The following is a 21,163-nucleotide window of genomic DNA, read 5'->3' on the forward strand; positions in this document are numbered from 1 at the left end:
GTGAACCGCGCCGAGATCGACACGCCGCACGGCCCCGCGTTCGCCGAGCTGCACTGCGCCGCCGAGGGCCGCGCGGGGCTGCTGCTCGGGCACGGCGCGGGCGGCGGCATCAGCGCGCCCGACCTCGTCGCCGCGACCAGGGGCGCCACCGCGGCCGGGGTGCACGTCGCGCTGATCGAACAGCCCTACCGGGTCGCCGGTCGTCGTGCGCCCGCCCCGGCCGCGCAGCTGGACGTGGCCTGGCTCGCGGTCTCGCGGCAGCTGTCGACGATGTGGTTCGAGGGGCTGCCGCTGCTGTTCGGCGGCCGGTCGTCCGGGGCGCGCGTGGCGTGCCGCACGGCGGAGGCGGGGGAGGCCGTCGGCGTCGTGTGCCTGGCGTTCCCGGTGCACCCGCCGGGCAAGCCGGACAAGACCAGGCAGCCCGAGCTGGACGCGGTGACCGTGCCCACCCTGGTGGTCCAGGGCGAGAGCGACCCGTTCGGCCAGCCCGAGTCCGCCCACCTGCGCGAGATCGCGCGGATACCGGGCGACCACTCGCTGAAGAAGGACATCCCGGGCATATCCCGTGTCGTCGAGGAGTGGCTGCACCGTATCCTTCGACCGTTGGACCAGCTCGGCTGAGCACGACAGGTGCACCCTGTTTCGCGGGTCGCACGTCTCTGGGGAAGCGCACTGACATTCGAGGGGATCGCACCACCATGGGGTTTTTCGGTAAGTCACGCCTGCTCGCGGCCGCCGCGGTCGCGGCGGCGCTCACGCTGACCGCCTGTACCAGCGGCTCGACGCAGTCCGGCGGCACCGTCGCGGCCGCGCCAAGCTCCGAGGCCAAGAAGAGCGGCTTCGACACGCTGCGCGGCCTGTCCGACGCGGTGAAGGCCAAGAGCACCAACGCCAAGTCCGCGCACTTCACCTTCACCGGCGACATGGCCGGTCAGAGCATGACCGGTGAGGGCGACTTCACCTTCGGCGCGACGCCGAACATGCAGATGGCGATGAAGACCCCGGACGGCGACGTCGAGCTGCGGCTCATCGGCACGCTGATGTACGTCAAGACGCCGACCGAGGTCGAGCCGGGCAAGTCGTGGGTCAAGCTCGACCTGACCGACAAGGACAACCCGCTCGTCGCGATGCTCGGCAAGTCGCTGGAGCAGGCCCGCCAGGTCGACCCGGCCGCCACCCTGGTGCAGCTCGCCGGCGTCGGCGAGATCACCGCGGTCAAGGCCGAGGACGTCAACGGGGAGAAGGCCACCCGCTACTCGGTGACCGTCGACACCGCCAAGCTCAAGGGCAAGGCGGGCGAGATGGGCATGGAGGAGGCCTCGGTCGCCGAACTGGAGAAGATCGGGGTCAAGTCCATCCCCGCCGACATCTGGATCAACGGCGACGACCTGCCGGTCCGCTACCGGATGGAGCTGCCCGTCCAGTCGCAGAAGGTCACCATCCAGGCCGACTACACCGACTGGGGCAAGGCCGTCCAGATCACCGAGCCGCCCGCCGCCGAGGTCGCCGAACTGCCCGCGGGCTGAGGTTCTCCCCCCGCGCCCCCGCACTGGTTCCCGGTGCGGGGGCGCGCAGTTACCCGGGGTTGGCATGATGACCCCCTGACCGGAGGGAAGTGGGCACGGGTGGACGACGAGGACGAGGACGTACCAGAGCGCGTGCAAACCATCTGCCCCTACTGCGGCGGCGGCGGCATGGTCGCCGACCCCAAACACGCCGTGATAGGCGGCTCCCCCCGCACCATCGACAACGGCCGCCCCTGCCCCCACTGCGACACCGAGGGCCACTTCCCCGGCATCATCCCGCCCCTCTAGCCCCACCTTGTGGCGCGCTCGGGAAGGTCAACCACCCCGAGGGCTATCGAGCGGCGATGTCCGCGACTGTGGCGTCCGAGAGGGCCACCAGGTCGGCCGCGGCCAGTTCGATCTCCAGCCCCCGTCGCCCGCCTGAGCAGAACATCGTCGGGAACGAGGTGGCCGAGGCGTCCACCACGGTGCGCAAGCGTTTGCGTTGGCCGAGGGGGGAGATGCCGCCCGCCACGTAGCCGGTTGTGCGTTCAGCCACAGCGACCTCGGCCATCTTCGCCTTCTTGCCGCCGACCGCGGCTGCCAATGCCTTCAGGTCCAGTTGTGCGTCGACCGGGACGACGCCCACTGTCAGTACCCCGTCGACCTCCGCCAACAGGGTCTTGAACACCCGGGACGGCTCCACCCCCAGCGCTGCCGCGGCCTCTAGACCGAAGGATTCGCGCGGGTCGTGCTCGTAAGAGTGCACCTTGTGCGTGACCTTGCGCTTAGCCAAGAGCGCCGTCGCGGGGGTTCCCTGTCCTGCCACGGCGGTGAGCCTAAGGGAATGCGGCGCGCGCGCCTGGTGTTGACCGGGACGTGCAGACAGGTGTGTTGCCAGACCGGCGGATCCCCAAGGTCACGCTTCCGGCTAGCGGCTCCCCCAGCGAGAGCCGCGTAAGCTCGGGGGTGACATATGCGCACCTGAACACGGGTGTGCGCGCCCCCGAAAGGAGCCCGGTGCCCCGCACCGACGCCCAGACCGACCCGGCGAGCCAGGCCGCCCCGGAGACCCCGGCGATGCGGGCCGACCGGTTCGAGCGCGACGCCATGCCGCTGCTCGACCAGCTGTACTCGGCGGCGCTGCGGATGACGCGCAACCCCGCCGACGCCGAGGACCTCGTGCAGGAGACCTTCCTCAAGGCCTTCGCCGCGTTCGAGTCCTTCGCGGCCGGGACGAACCTCAAGGCGTGGCTCTACCGGATCCTGACCAACACCTACATCAACGGGTACCGCAAGCGGCAGCGGCAGCCGGTGCAGGCGCCGACCGACGAGATCACCGACTGGCAGTTGGCGAAGGCGGAGAACCACAGCTCCACCGGGCTGCGCTCGGCCGAGGCCGAGGCGATGGACCTGCTGCCCGACGACGACGTCAAGCAGGCGCTGCAGCAGCTGCCGGAGGAGTTCCGGCTCGCGGTCTACCTCGCCGACGTCGAGGGCTTCGCCTACAAGGAGATCGCGGAGATCATGGGCACGCCGATCGGTACCGTGATGTCCCGACTGCACCGGGGCAGGCGCCAGCTGCGCGACCTGCTCGCCGATGTCGCCCGCGACCGCGGGTTCGTCCGGGAGGTGAGCGGCGCGTGAGCGGCCAGGAGAAGGAGCCGTGCGCGGACGTGCTGTCCGAGGTGTGGCTGTTCCTCGACAGCGAGTGCGACCTCGACCGGCGCCAGGCGCTGCAGACCCACCTGGACGAGTGCGTGCCCTGCCTTGAGCAGTACGGCCTGTCCGAGCACCTCAAGGTGCTGCTCGGCCGCAAGTGCGGCGGTGACCAGGTCAGCCACGAGTTCCGCGAGCGGGTCCGCGCCTCCATCCGGCGCACCGTCATCCAGCACCGCGGCGCGCAGGTCGAGATCACCAGCACCCGCGTCGAGCTCGGCCAGGTCGAGCAGCGCGGCGACTGAGCCCGGCCGCGCGGCCCGACCACGCGAAAGGCCCCGATACCGCTGGTATCGGGGCCTTCGACTTGTCCGGAGCTGATGCTCAGGCGTTGGGGCGCTTGCCGTGGTTCGCGCCACCCTTCTTGCGGTCGCGACGCTTGCGGGCGCGCTTCGACATGCTGCCTCCTCGGTCGAGCCTGGCTGAGTGGCCAATTTTGCCACGTGCCGCTCCCGGGCCCACGAGGGGTCGCCGGTGACCAGCGCGTGGTTGGATGGTCGCCGAGGGGGACCGTGCCGAACTGCGCGCTAGCGAAGGGGATGGGGCGGCCGATGGCCCACGAGATCCACGCCGAGATGGTGGCCAACGTGCTCACCGTGGTCGCCGCCGAGGGCGACCCGCTGACCGAGGGCGACACCGTCGTCATCCTGGAGTCGATGAAGATGGAGATCCCGGTGCTCACCGAGGCCGACGGCGTGCTGACCAGGCTGGCCGTGCGCGCGGGTGACGTCGTGCAGGAGCACGACCTGATCGCCGTCGTCGGTTAGCCGTGTCCACCCTCTCCGACCTGCTCGCCGAGCACACCGGGCTCTCCGGCGGCGCCGTCGACCACCTGCAGACCGTGGTCGCGGAGTGGCAGCTGCTCTCCGACCTGTCCTTCGCCGACTTCCTGCTGTGGGTGCCGGAGACCGCCGCCGACGGCGCGCCGCTGCCGCCCACGGTCGAGAAGCGCTACGTGTGCGTCGCCCAGGCGCGGCCGACGACAGGGCCGACGGCGCACCCCGAGGACGTCGTCGCCAGCCACACCACCGCCGACGAGCACCCGCAGCTGCGCCGGGCCATCGCCGAGCGGCGCATCTGCCGCGAAGAGGACCCGCGCTGGTACCTGGGGGTGCCGGTGCGCCGGGAGGCCATCCCGGTCAGCTTCGGCGGCGAGGTCATCGCGATCCTGTCCCGGGAGACGAACCTGGCGGTGCCGCGGGTGCCGAGCGCGCTGGAGATCGCGTACCTCGGGATCGCGGGCGACCTGTGCCAGATGGTGGCCGACGGGACGTTCCCGACCACCGAGCCGTCACCGGACGTGCACACCAGCCCCCGGGTCGGCGACGGCCTGCTGCGCCTGGACACCGCGGGCGCGGTCGTGTTCGCCAGCCCCAACGCGCTCTCGGCGTACCACCGGATGGGCCACGCGTCCGACCTCGTGGGGGTCCGGCTGGCGCCGCTGACCCGGTCGCTGATCGCCGACCCGTTCGACGCGACCGAGGTGGCGCAGCGGATCGTGTCCGCGCTCGACGGCCAGCCGGGGATGCGCACCGAGGCCGAGTCCCGGCGGGGCGCCGCGGTGCTGTTCCGGGCGCTGCCGCTGCGGCCGGGCGGGAAGGCGGCAGGCGCGCTGGTGCTGTGCCGGGACGTCACCGAGGTGCGGCGGCGGGACCGGGCGCTGCTGTCCAAGGACGCCACCATCCGCGAGATCCACCACCGGGTGAAGAACAACCTGCAGACCGTGGCCGCGCTGCTGCGCCTGCAGTCGCGGCGCACCAGCAGCCCGGAGGCCAAGGAGGCGCTGGCGGAGTCGGTGCGCCGGGTGGCCGCGATCGCGATGGTGCACGAGACGCTGTCCACTTCGGTGGACGAGCGGGTCGACCTGGATGCCTTGGTGGACAAGGTGATCCCGGTCGTCGGTGATGTCGCGGTCGCCGAGAGCCACGTCCAGGTGCGCAAGAGTGGACAGTTCGGTGTCGTCGCGGCCGAGACCGCCACACCGCTGGTGATGGTCCTCACCGAACTCATCCAGAACGCCGTGGAGCACGCCTTCCCGCCGGGGTCGTCGGGCGAGGTGGAGGTCTCCGCGACCCGCTCGGCGCGCTGGCTGGACGTGGTGGTCTCCGACGACGGCCGCGGCCTGCCCCCCGGTTTTTCCCTCGAACGGACCAACGGCCTCGGCCTGCAGATCGTCCGCACCCTCGTGGAATCCGAACTCCGCGGCTCCCTCTCCCTGCGCCGCCGCCCCGAAACCGGTACCGAAGCCGTCCTCCGAGTACCGCTTTCCCACCGCCGCTAGCCCTTGACGATTTTCGACAATCCCCGCCGAATCCTCGCCAATCAAGCGAATACCCCCACCGTCAGCAAACACCCATCAACAAACCCAATAGGTCCCCGCTATACCTGTTAATGAACAGCCACAGTGGCAAAGCACTCAGCCAATGACAACCCAACCCATGGCATAAGACCCGGACAACCCCCGAGGGCAACCCGAACAACGGCCCGAGGACTCAGCCAAACACCGGCCGCCCCCCGCATCGCCGACCTGGTCCGGGGGTCCGGGGGGCGAAGCCCTCCCGGCTGGGGGCGTGGGGGCTAGGCCCCCACACAACACAGAGAACGGCCCTTGTCTGCGCTTTCCGCAGACAAGGGCCGCCCCGGTCGTTCTTCGCTCAGGCGTTGCTGCGTGCCCGTGTGCGAGCGTTGCGGCGCTTCAGCGCGCGGCGCTCGTCCTCACTCATACCGCCCCAAACGCCAGCGTCCTGGCCGCTCTCGAGCGCCCATGACAGGCAGTTGGAAGCGACGGGGCAGCGGTGGCAAACGGCCTTCGCCTCGGAGACCTGCAGGATCGCAGGACCGCTGGTTCCCACTGGGAAGAACAGCTCGGGGTCCTCGTCACGGCAGGCCGCGCGGTGGCGCCAGTCCATTTCTACGTGCTCCTCGCTCGGGCGCGGTTGGACGCGCCTCTAGTGGTGATCCGGTCGTCGGGGTGCTTGTGAATGCTTTCACGAACCCGGGAGATGTCAAGGGTTGTTCTCCGCCCGGTGAGTGACCTCACCCGAAAGTGGCAGGTCAGCGGACTCCGGCTGCGGAGAGCAACGATTTGATCACGACGGTACCGGATCTCGACCTACGGCTGGGGGCAGTGTTCTCACTCGGTCGGGCAGTGCTGTCACCACTGCGTTTTGTGGTCTAGACCACAGCGACCGAGAGTGCGGAGGGGACGGACACGAACTCGACTCGCGTGCGCTCGCCGATGAGGTCCCCGTCGCACTGCAACCGCACCGGCTCGGGCGCGCTCACCACGATCCTCGAGACGTCGTCGCGGCGCACCAGGTTTTTCCCGCGCCGCACGCCCTTGTCGCTCAGCGCCTGCCGGAAGTGGCGCAGCACCGTCGGCAGCCCGAGGGTGCCCAACGCGAACAGGCCGAGCCCGGTCTCGAAGCCGCACCCCGGGTTGAGGTGGATCGGGCGCGCGCCGAGGTAGGTCCACGGGTCGGTGTTGGAGACGAACGCGAGCCGCAGCCCGGTGATCGGGTCCTCGCCCGGCAGCTGCACGGTCAGGTCGGGGCGGTTGTGCCGCGGCCGCGCGTAGCGGGCGATGGCGACCCGGGCGTAGAGCGACGGGCTGGCGCGCTTGCCCCGCCTGCGGTCCACGTCGGCGACGACGTCGGCGTCCCACCCCATGCCCGCGTTGAAGGTGAACCACCGCCGCGACGGTCCGGACTCGACCAACCCCAGCCCGACCCGGCGGCTCTGGCCCTCCTCGATCGCGCGCAGCAGCACGTGCGTCGCCTCGACCGGGTTGCGCGGCAGCCCGAGCGCGCGGGCGAACACGTTCGCCGACCCGCCCGGCACCACGCCCAGCATCGGCGTCGCCCCGGAGGGACCGGCGGCGAGCAGGCCGTTGACGACCTCGTTGACCGTGCCGTCACCGCCGTGCGCGACCACCAGGTCGGCGCCGTCCACGGCCGCCTGCGCGGCGGCGGTGAGGGCGTGCCCCCGGTAGTCGGTCTCGACGACCTCCAGCTTCACCTGGCTGGCCAAGGCGTGCGCCAGCACGTCCCGGCCCGCCGGGGTGGTGGCGGTCGCCTGCGGGTTCACCACGAGGACAGCGCGCATTACCCGAGGGTAAGCGAGGCGCGCCGCAAACCCGACCGCCGTGTGGTGAGACCCGGCACACGCCTGTTCCCGGGCAACGCCCCTTCCCGTCGCGTTGGCCTCAGGTTCGGCAGGTGCACCCAGACGACCGTCTGTCCTGTCGATCCGCGAGGAGCTGACACCCCAGATCTTCCCTCGCCCGCTCGCGCCAGACGACCGGCCGTCCGGGTGGCGATAGCATCGACGTCGTGCACGCAGGGTCATCGTGCGCCAGCCACCGACTCGGGAAGGCCGCCCGTGCGACTGTCCTCCACCGCCCCCCGCACCGTGCTCGGCGCCGGTGCCCTGGTCTGCCTGCAGGGGCTCGCCGCGCTCGTGTTCACGGTGTTACTGCTGGTCAGGGGCCTGTCCGGCGATTCGGAGATGGGCACCAACGTCTTCGGCGAGGCCGCCTACTTCGCCGTGCTCGCGGCCGGGGTGCTCGCCTGCGGCGGCGGGCTGCTGATCGGCAAGACGTGGGCGCGCAGCCCGGCGGTCGTGCTGCAGGTCCTGCTGCTCGGCGTCGCCTGGTACGCGATCGGGCCGTCGGGGCGCCCGGAGTACGGGACGCCGGTGGCGGTGCTGTCGCTGGTGACCCTCGTGCTGCTGTTCCGGCCCGCCACCAACCTGTGGGCGCAGGGGGAGGAGCAGGAGTGACCATCCGACTGGCCGAGGCCGCCGACTGGGACGCGATCTGGCCGGTGTGGCACCGCGTCGTCGCCAGCGGCACGACGATCATGTGGGACCCGGCGACCCGCTACGAGGACGCCCGCGCGCTGTGGATGTCCGGCGAGGTCTTCGTCGTGCTGGAGGGGGCGGCGGTGGTCGGCACGGCGCTGCTCAAGCCCAACCAGCCCGGCCTCGGCGACCACATCGCCAACGCCGGGTTCATGGTCGACCCCGACCACGCGGGCCGGGGCATCGGCCGCCGCCTCGCCACCGCGGTCATCGACCACGCCCGCTCCAGCGGCTACACCGGCATGCAGTTCAACGCCGTGGTCTCCACCAACACCGGCGCGGTCGCCCTGTGGCGCTCCCTCGGCTTCGAGGTCGTCGCCACCATCCCCGGCGGGTACCGGCACGCGTCGCTGGGACCCGTGCCGATCCACATCATGTACCGAGATCTGTGAGCGCTTGGTCGGTGAGCCGGTAGACGGTCCACTCGTCCATCGGCACCGCCCCGAGCGACTTGTAGAACCCGATGGCGGGCTCGTTCCAGTCCAGCACCGACCACTCGAGGCGCTGGTACCCGTTGTCCACGCACTCCTTGGCCAGCGTCCGCAGCAACGCCTTGCCCAGCCCGTGCCCGCGCTTGCTCGGGGTGACGTAGAGGTCCTCGAGGTAGATTCCGTGCACCCCGCGCCAGGTGGAGAAGTTCAGGAACCACAAGGCGCAACCGGCAACTTCACCGTCCACTTCGGCCACGTGCCCGAACAGAGCAGGACTCTCACCGAACAGCGACCGGTGCAACTGCTCGGAGGTGAGGTGGCACTCGTGCCGCGCCCGCTCGTACTCGGCCAACTCGTAGACGAGCCCGACAATGCTGTCCACATCGGACTCTTGCGCCCGCCGGATGGTCAAGAGGTAGCTCCTACTCGTGCGATCTGGGGAGACTCGCGCTCGTGGTCGAGCACGGTGAAGGTAGCCGGGTCGTGTCGGAAGTGGACACCGAACTCGGCCGTCTGGCCGATCCACACCGCCGCCAGGACCCGGCTGAAGTGCCCGTGCCCGACGAGGATGACATCGTCGGCCCGCGCGAGGACCCGCCGCGCACGCTCGGTGACCTGCTCAGCGGTCTCACCGTTGGGACAGGGGTGCGTCCACACGGTCCACCCCGGAACCCTCTCCCGGATCTGCGGCGTGGTGAGACCCTCGTAGTCGCCGTAGTCCCACTCGGCCAGGTCCTCGGTGACCTCGGTGACCGTGAGCCCGGCCAACTCGGCAGTGTCCAGAGCTCGCGACCTCGGACTACTGACCACAGGAAGATCCCGCGGCAACCGGACCCCCTTGGCCCTGTCCCGCCCAACCTCCGTCAACGGCACATCCGTCCGCCCGGTGTGCCTGCCCGTGTCCGACCACTCAGTAGCCCCGTGCCGCAACAGGTAGACGCCCATACCCGGGATCTAACCACGCCCACCTGACCCCACCCGGCGCCCTCGCGACCACCTCGATGGTCGCGACCCAAGACAAACGGCGCCGACCAACAGAGTTGGCCAGCGCCGTCAGAGGCGTTGGGGCCTCAGGCCTTCTTGGTCTCCCAGAAGATCTTGTCGATCTCGGCGATCAGGTCGAGCAGGGCCTGGCCGGTGGCCGGGTCCATGGAGCCCTTGGTCCCGCTCGCGCCCGCGGCCTTGGTGGCGCGGTTGAAGAGGTCGTGGAGGTCGGGGTACTTCTCGAAGTGGGGGGGCTTGAAGTAGTCGGTCCACAGGACCCACAGGTGGTGCTTGACCAGGTCGCTGCGCTGTTCGGCGATGAGGATGGCGCGGGTGCGGAACTCGGGGTCCGAGTTGTCCTGGTACTTCTGCTGGACCGCCTTCACCGACTCCGCTTCGATGCGGGCCTGGGCGGGGTCGTAGACGCCGCAGGGGAGGTCGCAGTGGGCTGTGGCCTCAAGGCGGGGGGTAAGCAGGCGCGACAGGAGTCGCATTGTTCCTCCATGGGCAGGATGCTCCGACGGGACCGACCCTACTCCCGGCATCATCGTGGGGCAGGTGGGAGGTGATCAGGTGGTGATGGGCAGGCTGCCCGTGCGCAGGGTCCTGATCAAGGGGCCGTCGATGTCGCCCGCGCTCCAGGACCGGGACGTGGTCGTCGCGGTCGCCAGGAAGCCGAAACCGGGCGACGTCGTGCTGGTCACGTGGGACGACAGGCCCGGCCAGATCTCGGTCAAGCGGGCGAAGGAGCCGTCGGACGACGGCTGGCACGTCGAGGGCGACAACCCCTTCGCGTCCACCGATTCCCGCACTCTGGGACCGGCGAGGGTTCACGCGGTCGTCACGTTCCGGCTCTGGCCCCGCCCGCGACGCCTCTAGTTCGCCCGCAGCTTCTCGTACCGGGCCACGCAGTCCGAGTACAGCGGCAGCAGCCCGGCGGCGGCGGCCTCGGCCAGCGTCGGCGCGGACGTGTCCTTGTCCGACATCAGCGGCTCCAACTCCGGCGCCCACGGCAGTGCCAGGTCCGGGTCCAGCGGGTTGATCCCGTGCTCCGCCGACGGGTTGTAGCCCGTGGAGCACAGGTACGAGATGACCGTGTCCTCCTCCAGCGCCACGAACCCGTGCCCGACGCCCTCCGGCACGTACACCGCGCGGAAGTCCACCGGGTCGAGCCGGACCACGTCCCACGCGCCGAAGGTCGGCGACCCGACCCGGATGTCGACGACGTAGTCCAGCAGCGCGCCCTGCGGGCAGTACACGTACTTGGCCTGGCCCGGCGGCACGTCGGCGAAGTGCAGGCCGCGGATGGAGCCCTTGCGGGACCGGCTGTGGTTGGTCTGCGCGACGGTCAACGGGTTGCCGACCGCCTTGGTGAAGGCCTCGCCCTGGAACGGGGAGACGAACACGCCGCGCGAGTCGGGGAACGAGCGCGGGGTGAACTCGAAGGCGTCCGGGACGCGCAGTTCTCGTGCCTGCATGGGTGCAGCGTAAGGCGCCTCGCCGCGGCCCCCGCACGCCCCGCTGGTCACGCAGCGAAAACGTTAGCCGGCGATAGCAAGCCGGACGGACGTCTTGGGAAAAGCCCCTCTGACCTGCGGAAAATGCCGCCAGGATGTGATCCCCACCGCAGACACCGGTGTCCGGGTGCTGGCAGACTGTGCCCACCGAAGCGCCGTCCGCTCGCGCGTCCCACACCCCGGGGCGCCCGCCCGGGCCCGCACCATGGCAGCCGAACCACCGACTCCGCACGTCCCGCGGACCCCCTCCGAGCACACCAGCTGTGCCGTTGGCGCGCGTCCGCGACACCCATCCGCTCCGCGCCAGCCCTGCGTCGAGCACTCACGTTGAGCGAGATCCAGGAGGACGCATGACCGCGTTGAACGAGAGGGCAGGCAGTCCCGTCACCGACGAGGAGATCTTCGCCGCGCACGAGGGCGGCAAGCTCGGCATCGCGGTGACCAAGCCGCTGTCGGACCCCAGGTCGCTGTCGATCGCCTACACCCCCGGGGTGGCCAAGGTCAGCCGCGCGATCGCCGAGGACGGCGCCCTCGCCGCCCGCTACACCTGGGCGTCGCGCCTGGTCGCGGTGGTCTCCGACGGCACCGCGGTGCTCGGCCTCGGCAACATCGGCGCGGCCGCGTCGCTGCCGGTCATGGAGGGCAAGGCGGCGCTGTTCAAGACCTTCGGCGGGCTCGACTCGATCCCGCTGGTGCTCGACACCACGGACGTGGACGAGATCGTCGAGACCCTGGTGCGGCTGCGGCCCTCGTTCGGCGCGGTCAACCTGGAGGACGTCTCCGCGCCGCGCTGCTTCGAGCTGGAGGCGCGGCTGATCGAGGCGCTGGACTGCCCGGTCATGCACGACGACCAGCACGGCACCGCCATCGTCCTGCTCGCCGCGCTGCGCGGCGCGAACACCGTGCTCGGCAAGGACATCGCGGGCCAGCGGGTCGTCATCGCCGGTGCGGGCGCGGCCGGGGTGGCCTGCGCGAAGATCCTCATCGCGGCGGGCGCGGGTGAGGTCACGATGCTCGACTCGCGCGGGATCATCCACTCCGGGCGGGACAACCTGAACCCGGTCAAGGTCGAGCTGGCCGAGGTCACCAACGGCTCCGGGCTGCGCGGCGGCCAGGCCGAGGCGCTGCGCGGCGCGAACGTGTTCGTCGGGCTCTCGGCAGGCACGGTGCCGGAGGAGCTGGTGGCGACCATGGCCGACGACGCCATCGTGTTCGCCCTGTCCAACCCGGACCCGGAGATCCACCCCGAGGTGGCGGCCAGGCACGCGGCCATCGTCGCGACCGGCCGCAGCGACTTCCCGAACCAGATCAACAACGTGCTGGCCTTCCCCGGGATCTTCCGCGGCGCGCTGGACGCCGGCGCGCGGCGGATCACCGAGTCGATGAAGCTGGCCGCCGCCGACGCCATCGCCGCGGTGGCCGCGGACGACCTCGCCGCGGACCGGATCGTGCCGAGCGCGCTGGACCCGAGGGTCGCCCCCGAGGTCGCGGCGGCTGTCGCACGGGCGGCGCTGGCCGACGGGGTAGCCTGAGAGCCGGCGGGATGCTCGGCAGGTGCCCCACCCGCCTACTCGAGGGTGGAGGGAACGCGCCGTGGCCGAGCATGTCGTGCGCGCCGGACTCCCCGGGGTCGCGCTGCCGCCCGGCGGGTTCGACAGCGACGCCGGTCGGGTGCTCGCGCCCGACCCGGCACGACCGGACGTCGGCGTTCTGGCCGACGACCCGGCGGTGGAGCGCGCCCTGCTGCTGGAGGCCCAGCGGATAGCGCGGATGGGCAGCTGGACGCTCGACGTCCGCACCGGGCAGGCCTACCTGTCCGACGGGTTGCGCGGCCTGTGCGGGCTGCCCGCGCGCGCCACGCTGACCGATCTGCTCGCCCTCGTGCACCCCGAGGACCTGCCCGTGCTCGACGACTTCCAGGTGGCCCTGCGCGCGCGGCGCTCGTCGCAGCCGCTGGAGCTGGAGGTCCGCGACGACACGGGGAAGCGGTCGTACCTGGTCCGCGCCCGCCCGGAGTTCGAGCCGGGTGGGCGCGTGGTCCGGGTGCACGGCACGGTGCAGGACTTCACCCGGTTCCGCGCGCTGGAGCGGCAGCTGAGCCAGGACGGGCGGCTCTTCCGCGAGGCGCAGCGGGTGGCCCGGCTCGGCACCTGGGAGTGGGACACGGTCACCGGCGAGTGCCTGTGGTCGTCGATGCTCTACGAGCTGTTCGGCGTCGAGGCGGGCACGAAGATCACCTACCGGGACTACCTGCAGCTGGTGCACCCGGACGACCGCAGCTGGGTCGACCAGCGGTGGCAGGAGCTGGCGGGCACCCGCCGCCCGGTCGAGTGCGAGCACCGGGTGATCCGGCCGGACGGCAAGCGCCGGGTGTTCCGGGTGCGCGGCGAGGCGGCGGGCACCGACGGCGACCGCAGCGTGATGATCGGCACCGCGCAGGACGTCACCGAGCAGCGCTCGACCGAGACCCGGATGCAGCGCTCCAGCAAGCGGTTCACGGACCTGGTGGCCATAACGCCGGTCGGCATCGCCCTGTTCGACGACTCGGAGCGGCTGGTCGACGCGAACGACGCGCTGTGCTCGCTGCTCGGGTTGGACCTGGAGCGGCTGCGCGGGATGACCGCCGAGCAGCTCACCCACCCGGATGACCGCGACGCGCGCCGGGGTCGGGAGTCGCACTCGTTCCACAGCGGCCAGCGGGTGCTCGTCACGGCCACCGGCAAGCCGGTGTACTGCGAGCTCAACGCCACGGTGTCGGTCGCGGACGACGGCCAGCGGTTCTGGCTGGTGGTCTTCGCCGACGTCACGGACCGTCGTCGGGCCGCCGAGCGACTGCGCTACCAGGCGACACACGATGAGCTGACGGGCCTACCGGGTCGGGCGGCGGTGAAGGAGCTGCTCGGCAAGCTCCTCGGCGGCCGCGACTACGAGCGGATCGCGCTGCTGTTCTGCGATGTGGACAACTTCAAGCGGGTCAACGACTCGCTTGGCCACGATGTCGGCGACGAGCTGATCACGGCGCTGGCCAGGCGGTTGGAGCGCGGCCTGCCGCCGAGCTGCACCGTGGCCAGGATGTCGGGCGACGAGTACGTGATCATCTGCTCCGACGTGGAGGAGGCGGGCGGGGTCGAGGCGCTGGCCAACCAGGTCGCCAGCCTGCTGCGCACCGCGGTCCCGGTCCGCGACCAGTTGTTGCGGGTCTCGGCGTGCATCGGCGCGGCCGTGCCCAGCGGCCCGGAGACCAGCGGCGCCGACCTGCTGCGCTACGCCGACGCCGCCATGTTCGCCGCCAAGGCCCGCGGCACCGGCCGGGTCTCGATCGCCTCGGACAAGCTCATCGCGTCGGCCAACAGCCAGATGCTGCTGGAGGGCCAACTCCGCGAGGCCATCATGAACGACCAGCTGGTGCTGCACTACCAACCCGTAGTCGGCCCGGACGGCACGGTCCTCTCCGCCGAAGCCCTGGTCCGCTGGCCCCACCCCGAACGCGGCCTCCTCTACCCGGGCGACTTCCTCCCCGTCGCCGAACAGGGCGACCTCCTCGGCGAACTCGACCGCTGGGTCCTGCGCGCGGCCTTCATCGAGGCAGCCGAATGGCCCCAACTGTGCGGCGGCATCCTCGGCGGCGGCGTCGGCATCGCAGTCAACCTGGCCGGCTTGGTGCCGGGTGACCCGGAGTTCGTGGACGTCGTGTCCGCAACCGTTGCGGCGACAGGGATCGCGTGGGATCGGGTTGTGTTGGAGCTGGTGGAGACCAGCTTGATCGACTTGCCGTCCCGCAGCCGGGAGGCGATGGCTGAGCTCGTGGAGCGCGGGGTTCGGTTCGCGGTGGACGACTTCGGGACTGGGTACTCGTCTTTGGCGCGGCTTAAGGAACTCCCCGCCCAGATCATCAAGATCGACCGCCGCTTTGTGTCCGGTGTGGCTACGGACGCCTCGGACTTCGCTGTGGCGCGTGCTTTGGTGGACATGGCGCGGGCGATGGGGCGGAGTTGTGTGGCTGAGGGCGTGGAGAACGCTACCCAGTTCCATGTGCTGCGGGGGGTGGGGGTGGATGCTTACCAGGGGTGGTTGTTGTCGAAGCCGTTGCCTGCCAAGGAGTTCCGGGAGATCTTGAAGCTGGGGCCTGTGCACATTCCTCGGGGGAACTAGGTTTCAGGTTGATCTTGGCGGCCGTGGTTGAGTAGGCGTTGAGCTGGGGGACGTCCGGGTCTTGGGCCTTCGCTTCACTGCGGTAGACGCCTCGCCTGCGGCATCGAACTGGCGCGAGTTTCGAGCTTTGCTCGATGGGGCGAACTTGTTTTGTGCGGGGCCCCTACGACACCCGTGGCAGGACCGCAAAGCAGGGGCCGAAAAGCATGGCCCTGTCCGCTACCGACGCTACGGGTACCGCTCCCTCACACAAAACAAGTCCGCCCCATCGAGCCGGCCTGGCACCAGCGCCGTGGTGGAGCGCGTGTCGGCCAACGTCGTTTGGCGGGCATTGTTGGGGTCAACGTTGTCTAGGGGTCGTGGGGCAATGCGGGCGGGGTTCTGGCCAGTCGTGGGTGGTGGGGCTGGGGCGTGGGGAGTTGGTGGAGTGCGTGGCGGTGGTGTGGGCGGGGTGGAACTTGGGTTGTCACCACGGGGTGGGGCCGATGACGGCGGCGCTCGAGGTGATTGTGGCGTCTTCGGTGTGGTCGCAGCGGATTGTGAGGCTGAATTGGGTGTCGCCGGTGGTTGGCCAGAGGGTGGGGAGGTTGTGGGCCAGGTAGTGGATGACGCCTAGGGAGCCGTGGGCGGTGATTCCTGCGATGTGGATGACCACTCTGCCGTCGATCAGGTGGCGGGCCAGGTAGCCGAGGTCGGAGTTGGTGGGTGTCGGGTCGTTGCGCGGGGAGCCGTGCCGGGTGCCGGTTTCGCGCTCGACGATCCACCAGCGGCCGTTGGACTTGGACATGTCCAGATGCGGGTCGCGGGCCAGGAGTGCGGCGCCCACCGGGGCCGATTTGGGGCCGCAGATGACAACTGCGTCACCCTCGAAGGGCGTTGTGCGGTCGGGCATGATCGAGTGTGCTGTTGGCTGGAGGGAGAGTTCGGCCAAGAGGCTCTCGACGGTCCGTTGGGCGTTCGCGTCGGCTGCGTCGATGTAGGTGCGTTTGCGGTCGTCCTCGCCGGAGCGCAGTGGTACGCCGACGGCGACGGGCCCGATGCCGAAGAATGCTCGCTCGGCCGGTGGAGCGGTGTTCCTGATCTGGGTGATCCGGCCCTTGCTCACCCCTGACGCAGCGGCGATCTCGGTGTAGCTCAACCCTTGCGCCCTGGCCTCGTCGATCGCCACCCGACGGAGGCGGGCGAGTTCGTGCTGCCGCTGCCGGTACACGTCCGAGAGTTCCGCCGCCCGCCGCACCCGCCGAAGCGGATCCCGGTCGTCGCGGACCTCATCGAGCTCATCCTTCCAGCTCATAGGCTTGTTTAGACCCCCTTGAACGTGGCTTGCGGCTGGCAGTACAGTCAAAGTTTATACCCCCTCAACATCGCTGGCTCAACAGGAGCGGGACATGACGAGAACCCTGATCGCCCAGGACGGCCTCGCCGCACTGTGGGCGGAACTGCCCAGGTTGATCGACTCGGCGCACGGGCATGTTGATCGCCATCCGGCGCTGGAGGTGGCCAGTCTCGATGTCTGCGCGGATGGAGTCGGGGCTGGGCGTGTGGAGATCTACGTGTCAGGATCGCGGTCGCTCGCTTGCGCGCGTTTGCTCGACTGGCTCGACACTCTCACGCGTACCTCGCTGTGCCTGCAGGTCGAAGGCAATCCGCAGCAGCCGAGGGCGATGGTCTTTGGCCGCCTGCACGATGGGACTTCCGCGACAGTGATAGCGCCGTTGGCCGAGGAGGACGCGGAAGTCATTGTTCGCGACCGGATTGGGGACTGGGTCCTGCACTGGCTCCGACTGCAAGCTGTGGATGCTGTGGCTAGTCCACGGAGGTGAGGATGGTGCGGATTCGGTGTAGGGGGAGGTCGATCAGGCGTTCGTCCAGGTCGGTGGGGGAGGCTAGGGATGCGACTTGTTCTCGGGCTTCTCGTTTGGTCAGAGGCGTGGGGGAGTGGGTGATGAGGGCTTCGCGCCAGGTGTTGGTTAGTTTGCCGTGGACTCGGGTGAGGATGGTGCGGCGTGGGGAGTCGGTGGGGGTGGGGGTGGCCAGGACTACGGCGTGGCGGCCGCCTGCGAGACTGCGGTGGTAGGTGAGGGTGTACTTGCCGCGCACTAGTTCGGCGAGGGCTTGCTGGCCGCGTTGGTCGGAGATGTCGGGGTGGTTGTTGGCGACCAAGGCGCCGACGGTTGATAGTGGGCCTGCTAGGAGGACGCGGGCCAGCCAGGAGCCGGGGTCCGAGGTGAGGTCGTACGCGCAAGGGTTGTTGCCGCGCGGGGGATCTGTCCACGTAGGAATCGTGGGCGCGACACCGGTCAGGCGCGTCAGTTCGGCCAGAGCCGCAACGGGAGTGCCGCCGGACTCGATCGACTGCGGCCCGTGGGTGTAGATACCTGACACAAGCTCACGAACCGCCGACTCCGCCAGTCGTGACGAGCGCGAAGTCTGTTGCAGCACATACAGATCGCTGGCGCTGCCGACCGCCTGCGCGCCGTGGTAGCGGTTGAAGGCGGGCAGCACGGCCTCGAACACGAGACCCAGCCGCTGGATCTCCTGCTGGACCTTCAACCCCAGCGCCGGGGTGCGGTCGCTGTAGCCGTACGCCACGATCGCGCGGCCGTCCGGGTCGCGCAGGGACTCGATGGCGCGCGCCAGGAACAGCCGCATGCCCTCCGGGGTGTACGGGGGGTCGGTGAACACGAGGTCGGCCGTGCCCACGGTGGACGGCGGCAGGGCGAACCGGAAGTCCGCGTACCGGCACTGGATGTCCAGACCACGTGCCGCGGCCGTCTTGTCCACGTACTCCAGCAGCCGTTCGTCCACGTCCACCACCGTCGCCGACAGCTCCGGGCGCAGCGTGCACACCGCCAGCGCGGTCAGGTCGTGGTCGCCGACGCACAGCAGGCGGGCGCCCGCGAGGTCGTAGGTCTGGTCCAGCCACCGGGCGCGGCGCAGCATCGTCGCGGCGTCGGCCTGGACGTGGTCGAGCGCACGCGAAGGTGCCGGTACGCCAGTGAGATAGCCCTCGTAGGCCGCCGCGAGCTCCGCGTCCGGGATGTCCGGTCGTGGCGCGGTCAGCGCGCGGTAGCCGTCCACCCTGGACGGCACGACGCGCCACGAATCGCCGTCGCGCTCGACGTCGTCGCCCAGCGCGGCGATCAACTCCTGGACGCTGCGGCGCGGCACCGCGGTGGTCCTGACCAGGTCGTCCAGGCTCTGCCAGCCCGAGCTGAGCAGGCCGACCACGGCTCGCAGGGGACGGGCGTGCACGCCCCGGGCAGTGAGGTAACTGGTCACGGAGTCGGCCACAAGCCGATTAGCGTAGGAGAGCGCCCCGCGCCACCCCGACCCGGCCGTGCGTTCGCCGCCGAGCCGCCGCCACATCGTGGAACGGCCTGCCTGTGTCAGCCGTTCGGGTTAAGGTCGTCCGACCTGCGGCTACCAGGGGGCCGTGCCGACCCGAGGGGTCCGAGTGATCGAGTTCCAGTCCGTGACCAAGCGCTACCCGGACGGCACGGTGGCGGTGGACGCGCTGGACCTGACCATCGACGCAGGAAAGATCACCGTGCTGGTGGGGCCGTCCGGCTGCGGCAAGACGACCTCGCTGCGGATGATCAACCGGATGGTCGAGGCCAGCTCCGGGACCATCCTGGTCAACGGCGCCGACGTCCGGGCCCAGCGCCCGGCGACGCTGCGCCGCGGCATCGGCTACGTCATCCAGAACGCGGGCCTGTTCCCGCACCGCACGGTCGTCGACAACATCGCGACCGTCCCGATCCTGCTGGGCACCAAGAAGGCCGCCGCCCGCCGCCGCGCCGAGGAGCTGCTCGACACCGTCGGGTTGCCGCGCGAGCTGGGCGGGCGCTACCCGGCGCAGCTCTCCGGCGGTCAGCAGCAGCGCGTCGGCGTCGCCCGCGCCCTGGCCGCCGACCCGCCCGTGCTGCTGATGGACGAGCCGTTCAGCGCCGTCGACCCGGTGGTCCGCGACGACCTGCAGGAGGAGCTGCTGCGGCTGCAGTCCGAGCTGGGCAAGACGATCGTGTTCGTCACCCACGACATCGACGAGGCGATCAAGCTCGGCGACAAGGTCGCGGTGCTGCGCGTCGGCGGCACGCTCGCCCAGTACGACACCCCGGCAACGCTGCTGGCCAAGCCGGTGGACGACTTCGTCGCCTCCTTCGTCGGCCGCGACCGCGGGTACCGCGCGCTGGGCTTCCTGTCCGCGCACGGCGCCCAGATCGCGCCGCTGTCGACCGTCCCCCTCGGCAGCCCGGTCGACGCCGCGCGCGCCGCGCTGGAGAACGGCTGGGCCGTGGTGGTCGACGAGGGCAAGGCGCCGCTCGGCTGGGTATCCTCGACCTCTCTGTCCACTGTGGAAGGTGAGCTGCGCTCGGCCGACCTCGTCTCCGGCGGCTCGCTCTACGCCGCGGACGCCAAGTCCGGTTCGCTGCGCACCGCCCTCGACGCCGCGTTGAGCTCCCCCTCCGGCATCGGCATCGCGGTCGACTCGGACGGCGCCGTCGCCGGGGGCGTCACCGCGGAGTCGGTCCTCAAGGCGCTCGACGAGGCACGCCGGTCCGGTGGGGTGCCCTCGTGAACTGGATCCTCGACCACATCCCGGACCTGCTCGCCGCCAGCGGTGACCACCTCCAGTTGGCGCTGATCCCGGTCGTCGTCGGCCTGGTGCTGTCGCTGCCGCTCGGCTGGGTGGCCAACCGCTGGACCGTGGCGCGCGCGATCATGGTCCCGGTGTCCGGGCTGCTCTACACGATCCCGTCGCTGGCGCTGTTCGTGATGATGCCGCTGCTGCTGGGCACCAAGATCCTCGACCCGATCAACGTCCAGGCCGCGCTGACCGTCTACACCGTCGCGCTGCTGGTCCGCTCGATCGCCGACGCGCTGGCCGCGGTGCCCGAGTCGGTCGTCCAGGCCGCCTCGGCGATGGGGTACCGCACCGCGGGCCGGTTCTTCGCCGTGGAGCTGCCGCTGGCCGTCCCGGTGCTCGTCGCCGGGGTGCGGGTCGCGGCGGTGTCCAACATCAGCCTGGTCGCCGTCGGGCAGATCATCGGCGTCGGCGGCCTCGGCTACTTCCTGCTGCACGGCGCCCAGACCAGCCCGCCGAACTTCCAGGAGATCATCGCGGGCATCGCGCTGATCGTGGTGCTGGCGCTCATCGTCGACGGACTGTTGGCCCTGGCTGGTCGGGCGTTGACTCCGTGGACTCGCCAGCAAGTGGGTCGGGCGGGCGGGGGCCGTCGAAGCCGCGCAGTGGTGGTCAAGTGAGCGTCTTCGACCAGGTCGGCGACTGGCTGACCAACCCGGACAACTGGAAGACCACCCTCGGCATCGCGGGCGTCCCGCAGCGGCTGGGCGAGCACCTGCACTACACCGGGCTCGCGGTGCTCATCGCCGCGGTGATCGCCATCCCGCTCGGCGCCTACATCGGGCACACCGGGCGCGGCGGCACCATCGTGGTCGGCGTGGTGAACTCGTTCCGCGCGTTGCCCGAGGTGGGTCTGCTGATCCTGCTGGTGCTGGCCATGGGGCTGACGTTGGCGCTGGAGGCGGTCACCATCGCACTGGTGCTGCTGGCCGTGCCGGTGTTGCTGGCGGGCACCTACTCGGGCGTGCGCAACGTCGACCGGGCCGCTGTGGACGCCGCGCGCGGCATGGGCATGAGCGAGTGGGAGATCCTGCTCAAGGTCGAGCTGCCGAACGCGCTGCCGCTGATCCTCGGCGCCGTCCGCTCCGCGACCCTGCAGGTGATCGCCACCGCCAGCATCGCGGCCGTGGTGTCGCTCGGCGGGCTCGGCCGGTTCGTCATCGACGGCAACGCGCTGCGCGAGTACGACCAGATGGCGGCGGGCGCCGTGCTCATCGCCGGGCTCGCGATCGTGGTGGAACTGCTGCTGACCGGCCTGCAGTGGCTGGTGGTCTCCCCCGGTCTGCGCAAGAAGACCAGCAGGCGCACCCGCGCCCGCACCGCTGTCCCAACCTCCGGATGACAGGA

Annotated in this window: 26 protein-coding genes; 16 read left to right on the plus strand and 10 right to left on the minus strand. The window is 70.6% G+C overall.

Annotation, left to right across the window (positions count from 1 at the left end):
- The 3 genes from LV79_RS09270 to LV79_RS09280 all read left to right on the plus strand — a co-directional run bounded on the left by LV79_RS09270 (position 1) and on the right by LV79_RS09280 (position 1,814).
- Complete coding sequence (locus LV79_RS09270) at positions 1-621, plus strand: alpha/beta hydrolase family protein (RefSeq protein WP_253834119.1); 621 nt, start codon at positions 1-3, stop codon at positions 619-621.
- Between the two features lie 77 nt (positions 622-698).
- On the plus strand, positions 699-1,526 hold the full coding sequence (locus tag LV79_RS09275) for an SCO4651 family lipoprotein (protein WP_253834121.1): 828 nt from the start codon (positions 699-701) through the stop codon (positions 1,524-1,526).
- Positions 1,527-1,625: 99 nt separating this feature from the next.
- Positions 1,626-1,814: a hypothetical protein gene (locus tag LV79_RS09280; protein WP_092778166.1), complete on the plus strand. Its 189-nt coding sequence runs from the start codon at positions 1,626-1,628 to the stop codon at positions 1,812-1,814.
- 43 nt (positions 1,815-1,857) lie between these two features.
- Here LV79_RS09280 and ybaK read toward each other — a convergent pair whose 3' ends face one another.
- The gene (ybaK, locus tag LV79_RS09285) at positions 1,858-2,334 is read right to left on the minus strand and encodes a Cys-tRNA(Pro) deacylase (protein ID WP_253834123.1); all 477 of its coding nucleotides are present in this window, start codon (positions 2,332-2,334) and stop codon (positions 1,858-1,860) included.
- 191 nt (positions 2,335-2,525) lie between these two features.
- On the opposite strand from ybaK, the gene LV79_RS09290 reads away from it, so the two are divergent.
- Complete coding sequence (locus LV79_RS09290) at positions 2,526-3,152, plus strand: sigma-70 family RNA polymerase sigma factor (protein WP_285469432.1); 627 nt, start codon at positions 2,526-2,528, stop codon at positions 3,150-3,152.
- Positions 3,149-3,469, plus strand: a complete 321-nt coding sequence (gene rsrA / locus LV79_RS09295) for a mycothiol system anti-sigma-R factor (RefSeq protein ID WP_253834125.1) — start codon at positions 3,149-3,151, stop codon at positions 3,467-3,469. The genes LV79_RS09290 and rsrA overlap by 4 nt, the downstream gene beginning before the upstream one ends.
- Before the next feature lie 79 nt (positions 3,470-3,548).
- On the opposite strand, the gene LV79_RS34780 is transcribed toward rsrA, so the two are convergent.
- Complete coding sequence (locus tag LV79_RS34780; RefSeq protein ID WP_096498094.1) at positions 3,549-3,623, minus strand: 50S ribosomal protein bL37; 75 nt, start codon at positions 3,621-3,623, stop codon at positions 3,549-3,551.
- A 152-nt stretch (positions 3,624-3,775) separates the two neighbouring features.
- Here LV79_RS34780 and LV79_RS09300 point away from each other — a divergent pair, with 152 nt between their 5' ends.
- A complete protein-coding gene (locus tag LV79_RS09300) occupies positions 3,776-3,991 on the plus strand; it encodes a biotin/lipoyl-binding carrier protein (protein ID WP_253834127.1) in 216 nt (71 codons plus the stop codon).
- Between the two features lie 2 nt (positions 3,992-3,993).
- A complete protein-coding gene (locus tag LV79_RS09305) occupies positions 3,994-5,505 on the plus strand; it encodes a sensor histidine kinase (RefSeq protein ID WP_253834129.1) in 1,512 nt (503 codons plus the stop codon).
- Positions 5,506-5,878: 373 nt separating this feature from the next.
- Here the strand turns inward: LV79_RS09305 and LV79_RS09310 are convergent, their stop codons facing one another.
- Positions 5,879-6,133: a WhiB family transcriptional regulator gene (locus LV79_RS09310; RefSeq protein WP_054051690.1), complete on the minus strand. Its 255-nt coding sequence runs from the start codon at positions 6,131-6,133 to the stop codon at positions 5,879-5,881.
- Between the two features lie 265 nt (positions 6,134-6,398).
- Entirely contained in the window at positions 6,399-7,328 is a 930-nt protein-coding gene (locus tag LV79_RS09315) for a diacylglycerol/lipid kinase family protein (RefSeq protein WP_253834131.1), read from the minus strand.
- Positions 7,329-7,604: 276 nt separating this feature from the next.
- Here LV79_RS09315 and LV79_RS09320 point away from each other — a divergent pair, with 276 nt between their 5' ends.
- Together LV79_RS09320 and LV79_RS09325 are read left to right on the plus strand one after the other, a co-directional pair.
- On the plus strand, positions 7,605-8,003 hold the full coding sequence (locus tag LV79_RS09320) for a hypothetical protein (RefSeq protein ID WP_253834133.1): 399 nt from the start codon (positions 7,605-7,607) through the stop codon (positions 8,001-8,003).
- Positions 8,000-8,476 carry a GNAT family N-acetyltransferase gene (locus LV79_RS09325; RefSeq protein ID WP_253834135.1) on the plus strand — a complete coding sequence of 159 codons (477 nt, stop codon included), beginning with the start codon at positions 8,000-8,002 and terminating at the stop codon, positions 8,474-8,476. The genes LV79_RS09320 and LV79_RS09325 overlap by 4 nt, the downstream gene beginning before the upstream one ends.
- Here LV79_RS09325 and LV79_RS09330 read toward each other — a convergent pair.
- The 3 genes from LV79_RS09330 to sodN all read right to left on the minus strand — a co-directional run bounded on the left by LV79_RS09330 (position 8,457) and on the right by sodN (position 9,993).
- A complete protein-coding gene (locus LV79_RS09330; RefSeq protein WP_253835942.1) occupies positions 8,457-8,921 on the minus strand; it encodes a GNAT family N-acetyltransferase in 465 nt (154 codons plus the stop codon). The genes LV79_RS09325 and LV79_RS09330 overlap by 20 nt on opposite strands.
- Before the next feature lie 2 nt (positions 8,922-8,923).
- Positions 8,924-9,460: a histidine phosphatase family protein gene (locus LV79_RS09335; RefSeq protein ID WP_253834138.1), complete on the minus strand. Its 537-nt coding sequence runs from the start codon at positions 9,458-9,460 to the stop codon at positions 8,924-8,926.
- A 125-nt stretch (positions 9,461-9,585) separates the two neighbouring features.
- Positions 9,586-9,993 carry a superoxide dismutase, Ni gene (gene sodN, locus LV79_RS09340; protein WP_092778191.1) on the minus strand — a complete coding sequence of 136 codons (408 nt, stop codon included), beginning with the start codon at positions 9,991-9,993 and terminating at the stop codon, positions 9,586-9,588.
- Positions 9,994-10,057: 64 nt separating this feature from the next.
- Between sodN and LV79_RS09345 the strand changes: the two genes are divergently transcribed.
- Complete coding sequence (locus LV79_RS09345; RefSeq protein ID WP_253834140.1) at positions 10,058-10,378, plus strand: S26 family signal peptidase; 321 nt, start codon at positions 10,058-10,060, stop codon at positions 10,376-10,378.
- Here LV79_RS09345 and LV79_RS09350 read toward each other — a convergent pair.
- Positions 10,375-10,977: a dTDP-4-dehydrorhamnose 3,5-epimerase family protein gene (locus LV79_RS09350; protein ID WP_253834142.1), complete on the minus strand. Its 603-nt coding sequence runs from the start codon at positions 10,975-10,977 to the stop codon at positions 10,375-10,377. The two genes, LV79_RS09345 and LV79_RS09350, sit on opposite strands and share 4 nt — an antisense overlap.
- A gap of 389 nt (positions 10,978-11,366) precedes the next feature.
- Between LV79_RS09350 and LV79_RS09355 the strand changes: the two genes are divergently transcribed.
- On the plus strand, positions 11,367-12,548 hold the full coding sequence (locus LV79_RS09355; protein ID WP_253834144.1) for an NAD(P)-dependent malic enzyme: 1,182 nt from the start codon (positions 11,367-11,369) through the stop codon (positions 12,546-12,548).
- A gap of 61 nt (positions 12,549-12,609) precedes the next feature.
- A complete protein-coding gene (locus tag LV79_RS09360; RefSeq protein WP_253834146.1) occupies positions 12,610-15,168 on the plus strand; it encodes a bifunctional diguanylate cyclase/phosphodiesterase in 2,559 nt (852 codons plus the stop codon).
- Positions 15,169-15,634: 466 nt separating this feature from the next.
- On the opposite strand, the gene LV79_RS09365 is transcribed toward LV79_RS09360, so the two are convergent.
- Positions 15,635-16,462, minus strand: coding sequence for a hypothetical protein (locus LV79_RS09365; protein WP_253834148.1), 828 nt, complete (start codon positions 16,460-16,462; stop codon positions 15,635-15,637).
- Positions 16,463-16,556: 94 nt separating this feature from the next.
- Here LV79_RS09365 and LV79_RS09370 point away from each other — a divergent pair, with 94 nt between their 5' ends.
- On the plus strand, positions 16,557-16,991 hold the full coding sequence (locus LV79_RS09370; protein WP_253834150.1) for a hypothetical protein: 435 nt from the start codon (positions 16,557-16,559) through the stop codon (positions 16,989-16,991).
- Here LV79_RS09370 and LV79_RS09375 read toward each other — a convergent pair.
- Positions 16,975-18,462 (minus strand): bis-aminopropyl spermidine synthase family protein, encoded by a 1,488-nt coding sequence (locus LV79_RS09375; RefSeq protein ID WP_253834152.1) that lies wholly within the window; start codon positions 18,460-18,462, stop codon positions 16,975-16,977. The genes LV79_RS09370 and LV79_RS09375 overlap by 17 nt on opposite strands.
- Positions 18,463-18,625: 163 nt before the next feature.
- On the opposite strand from LV79_RS09375, the gene LV79_RS09380 reads away from it, so the two are divergent.
- The 3 genes from LV79_RS09380 to LV79_RS09390 are packed head-to-tail and all read left to right on the plus strand — an operon-like array spanning position 18,626 to position 21,158.
- The gene (locus tag LV79_RS09380) at positions 18,626-19,750 is read left to right on the plus strand and encodes an ABC transporter ATP-binding protein (protein WP_253834154.1); all 1,125 of its coding nucleotides are present in this window, start codon (positions 18,626-18,628) and stop codon (positions 19,748-19,750) included.
- Positions 19,747-20,436, plus strand: a complete 690-nt coding sequence (locus LV79_RS09385; protein ID WP_253834156.1) for an ABC transporter permease — start codon at positions 19,747-19,749, stop codon at positions 20,434-20,436. Before LV79_RS09380 ends, LV79_RS09385 begins: the two co-directional genes overlap by 4 nt.
- On the plus strand, positions 20,433-21,158 hold the full coding sequence (locus LV79_RS09390) for an ABC transporter permease (protein ID WP_253834158.1): 726 nt from the start codon (positions 20,433-20,435) through the stop codon (positions 21,156-21,158). Before LV79_RS09385 ends, LV79_RS09390 begins: the two co-directional genes overlap by 4 nt.
- Positions 21,159-21,163: the final 5 nt, after the last annotated feature.

It is taken from the genome of Actinokineospora globicatena, assembly GCF_024171945.1.
GTDB lineage: Bacteria > Actinomycetota > Actinomycetes > Mycobacteriales > Pseudonocardiaceae > Actinokineospora > Actinokineospora globicatena.

What these genes read in the sequence shown, in the direction of transcription:
- LV79_RS09335 (WP_253834138.1), bottom strand. Translation starts at nt 9,460, where the DNA reads ATGGGCGTCTACCTGTTGCGGCACGGGGCTACTGAGTGGTCGGACACG.
- LV79_RS09310 (WP_054051690.1), bottom strand. Translation starts at nt 6,133, where the DNA reads ATGGACTGGCGCCACCGCGCGGCCTGCCGTGACGAGGACCCCGAGCTG.
- LV79_RS09350 (WP_253834142.1), bottom strand. Translation starts at nt 10,977, where the DNA reads ATGCAGGCACGAGAACTGCGCGTCCCGGACGCCTTCGAGTTCACCCCG.
- LV79_RS09365 (WP_253834148.1), bottom strand. Translation starts at nt 16,462, where the DNA reads ATGAGCTGGAAGGATGAGCTCGATGAGGTCCGCGACGACCGGGATCCG.
- LV79_RS09275 (WP_253834121.1), top strand. Translation starts at nt 699, where the DNA reads ATGGGGTTTTTCGGTAAGTCACGCCTGCTCGCGGCCGCCGCGGTCGCG.
- LV79_RS09315 (WP_253834131.1), bottom strand. Translation starts at nt 7,328, where the DNA reads ATGCGCGCTGTCCTCGTGGTGAACCCGCAGGCGACCGCCACCACCCCG.
- LV79_RS09355 (WP_253834144.1), top strand. Translation starts at nt 11,367, where the DNA reads ATGACCGCGTTGAACGAGAGGGCAGGCAGTCCCGTCACCGACGAGGAG.
- LV79_RS09370 (WP_253834150.1), top strand. Translation starts at nt 16,557, where the DNA reads ATGACGAGAACCCTGATCGCCCAGGACGGCCTCGCCGCACTGTGGGCG.
- LV79_RS09300 (WP_253834127.1), top strand. Translation starts at nt 3,776, where the DNA reads ATGGCCCACGAGATCCACGCCGAGATGGTGGCCAACGTGCTCACCGTG.
- sodN (WP_092778191.1), bottom strand. Translation starts at nt 9,993, where the DNA reads ATGCGACTCCTGTCGCGCCTGCTTACCCCCCGCCTTGAGGCCACAGCC.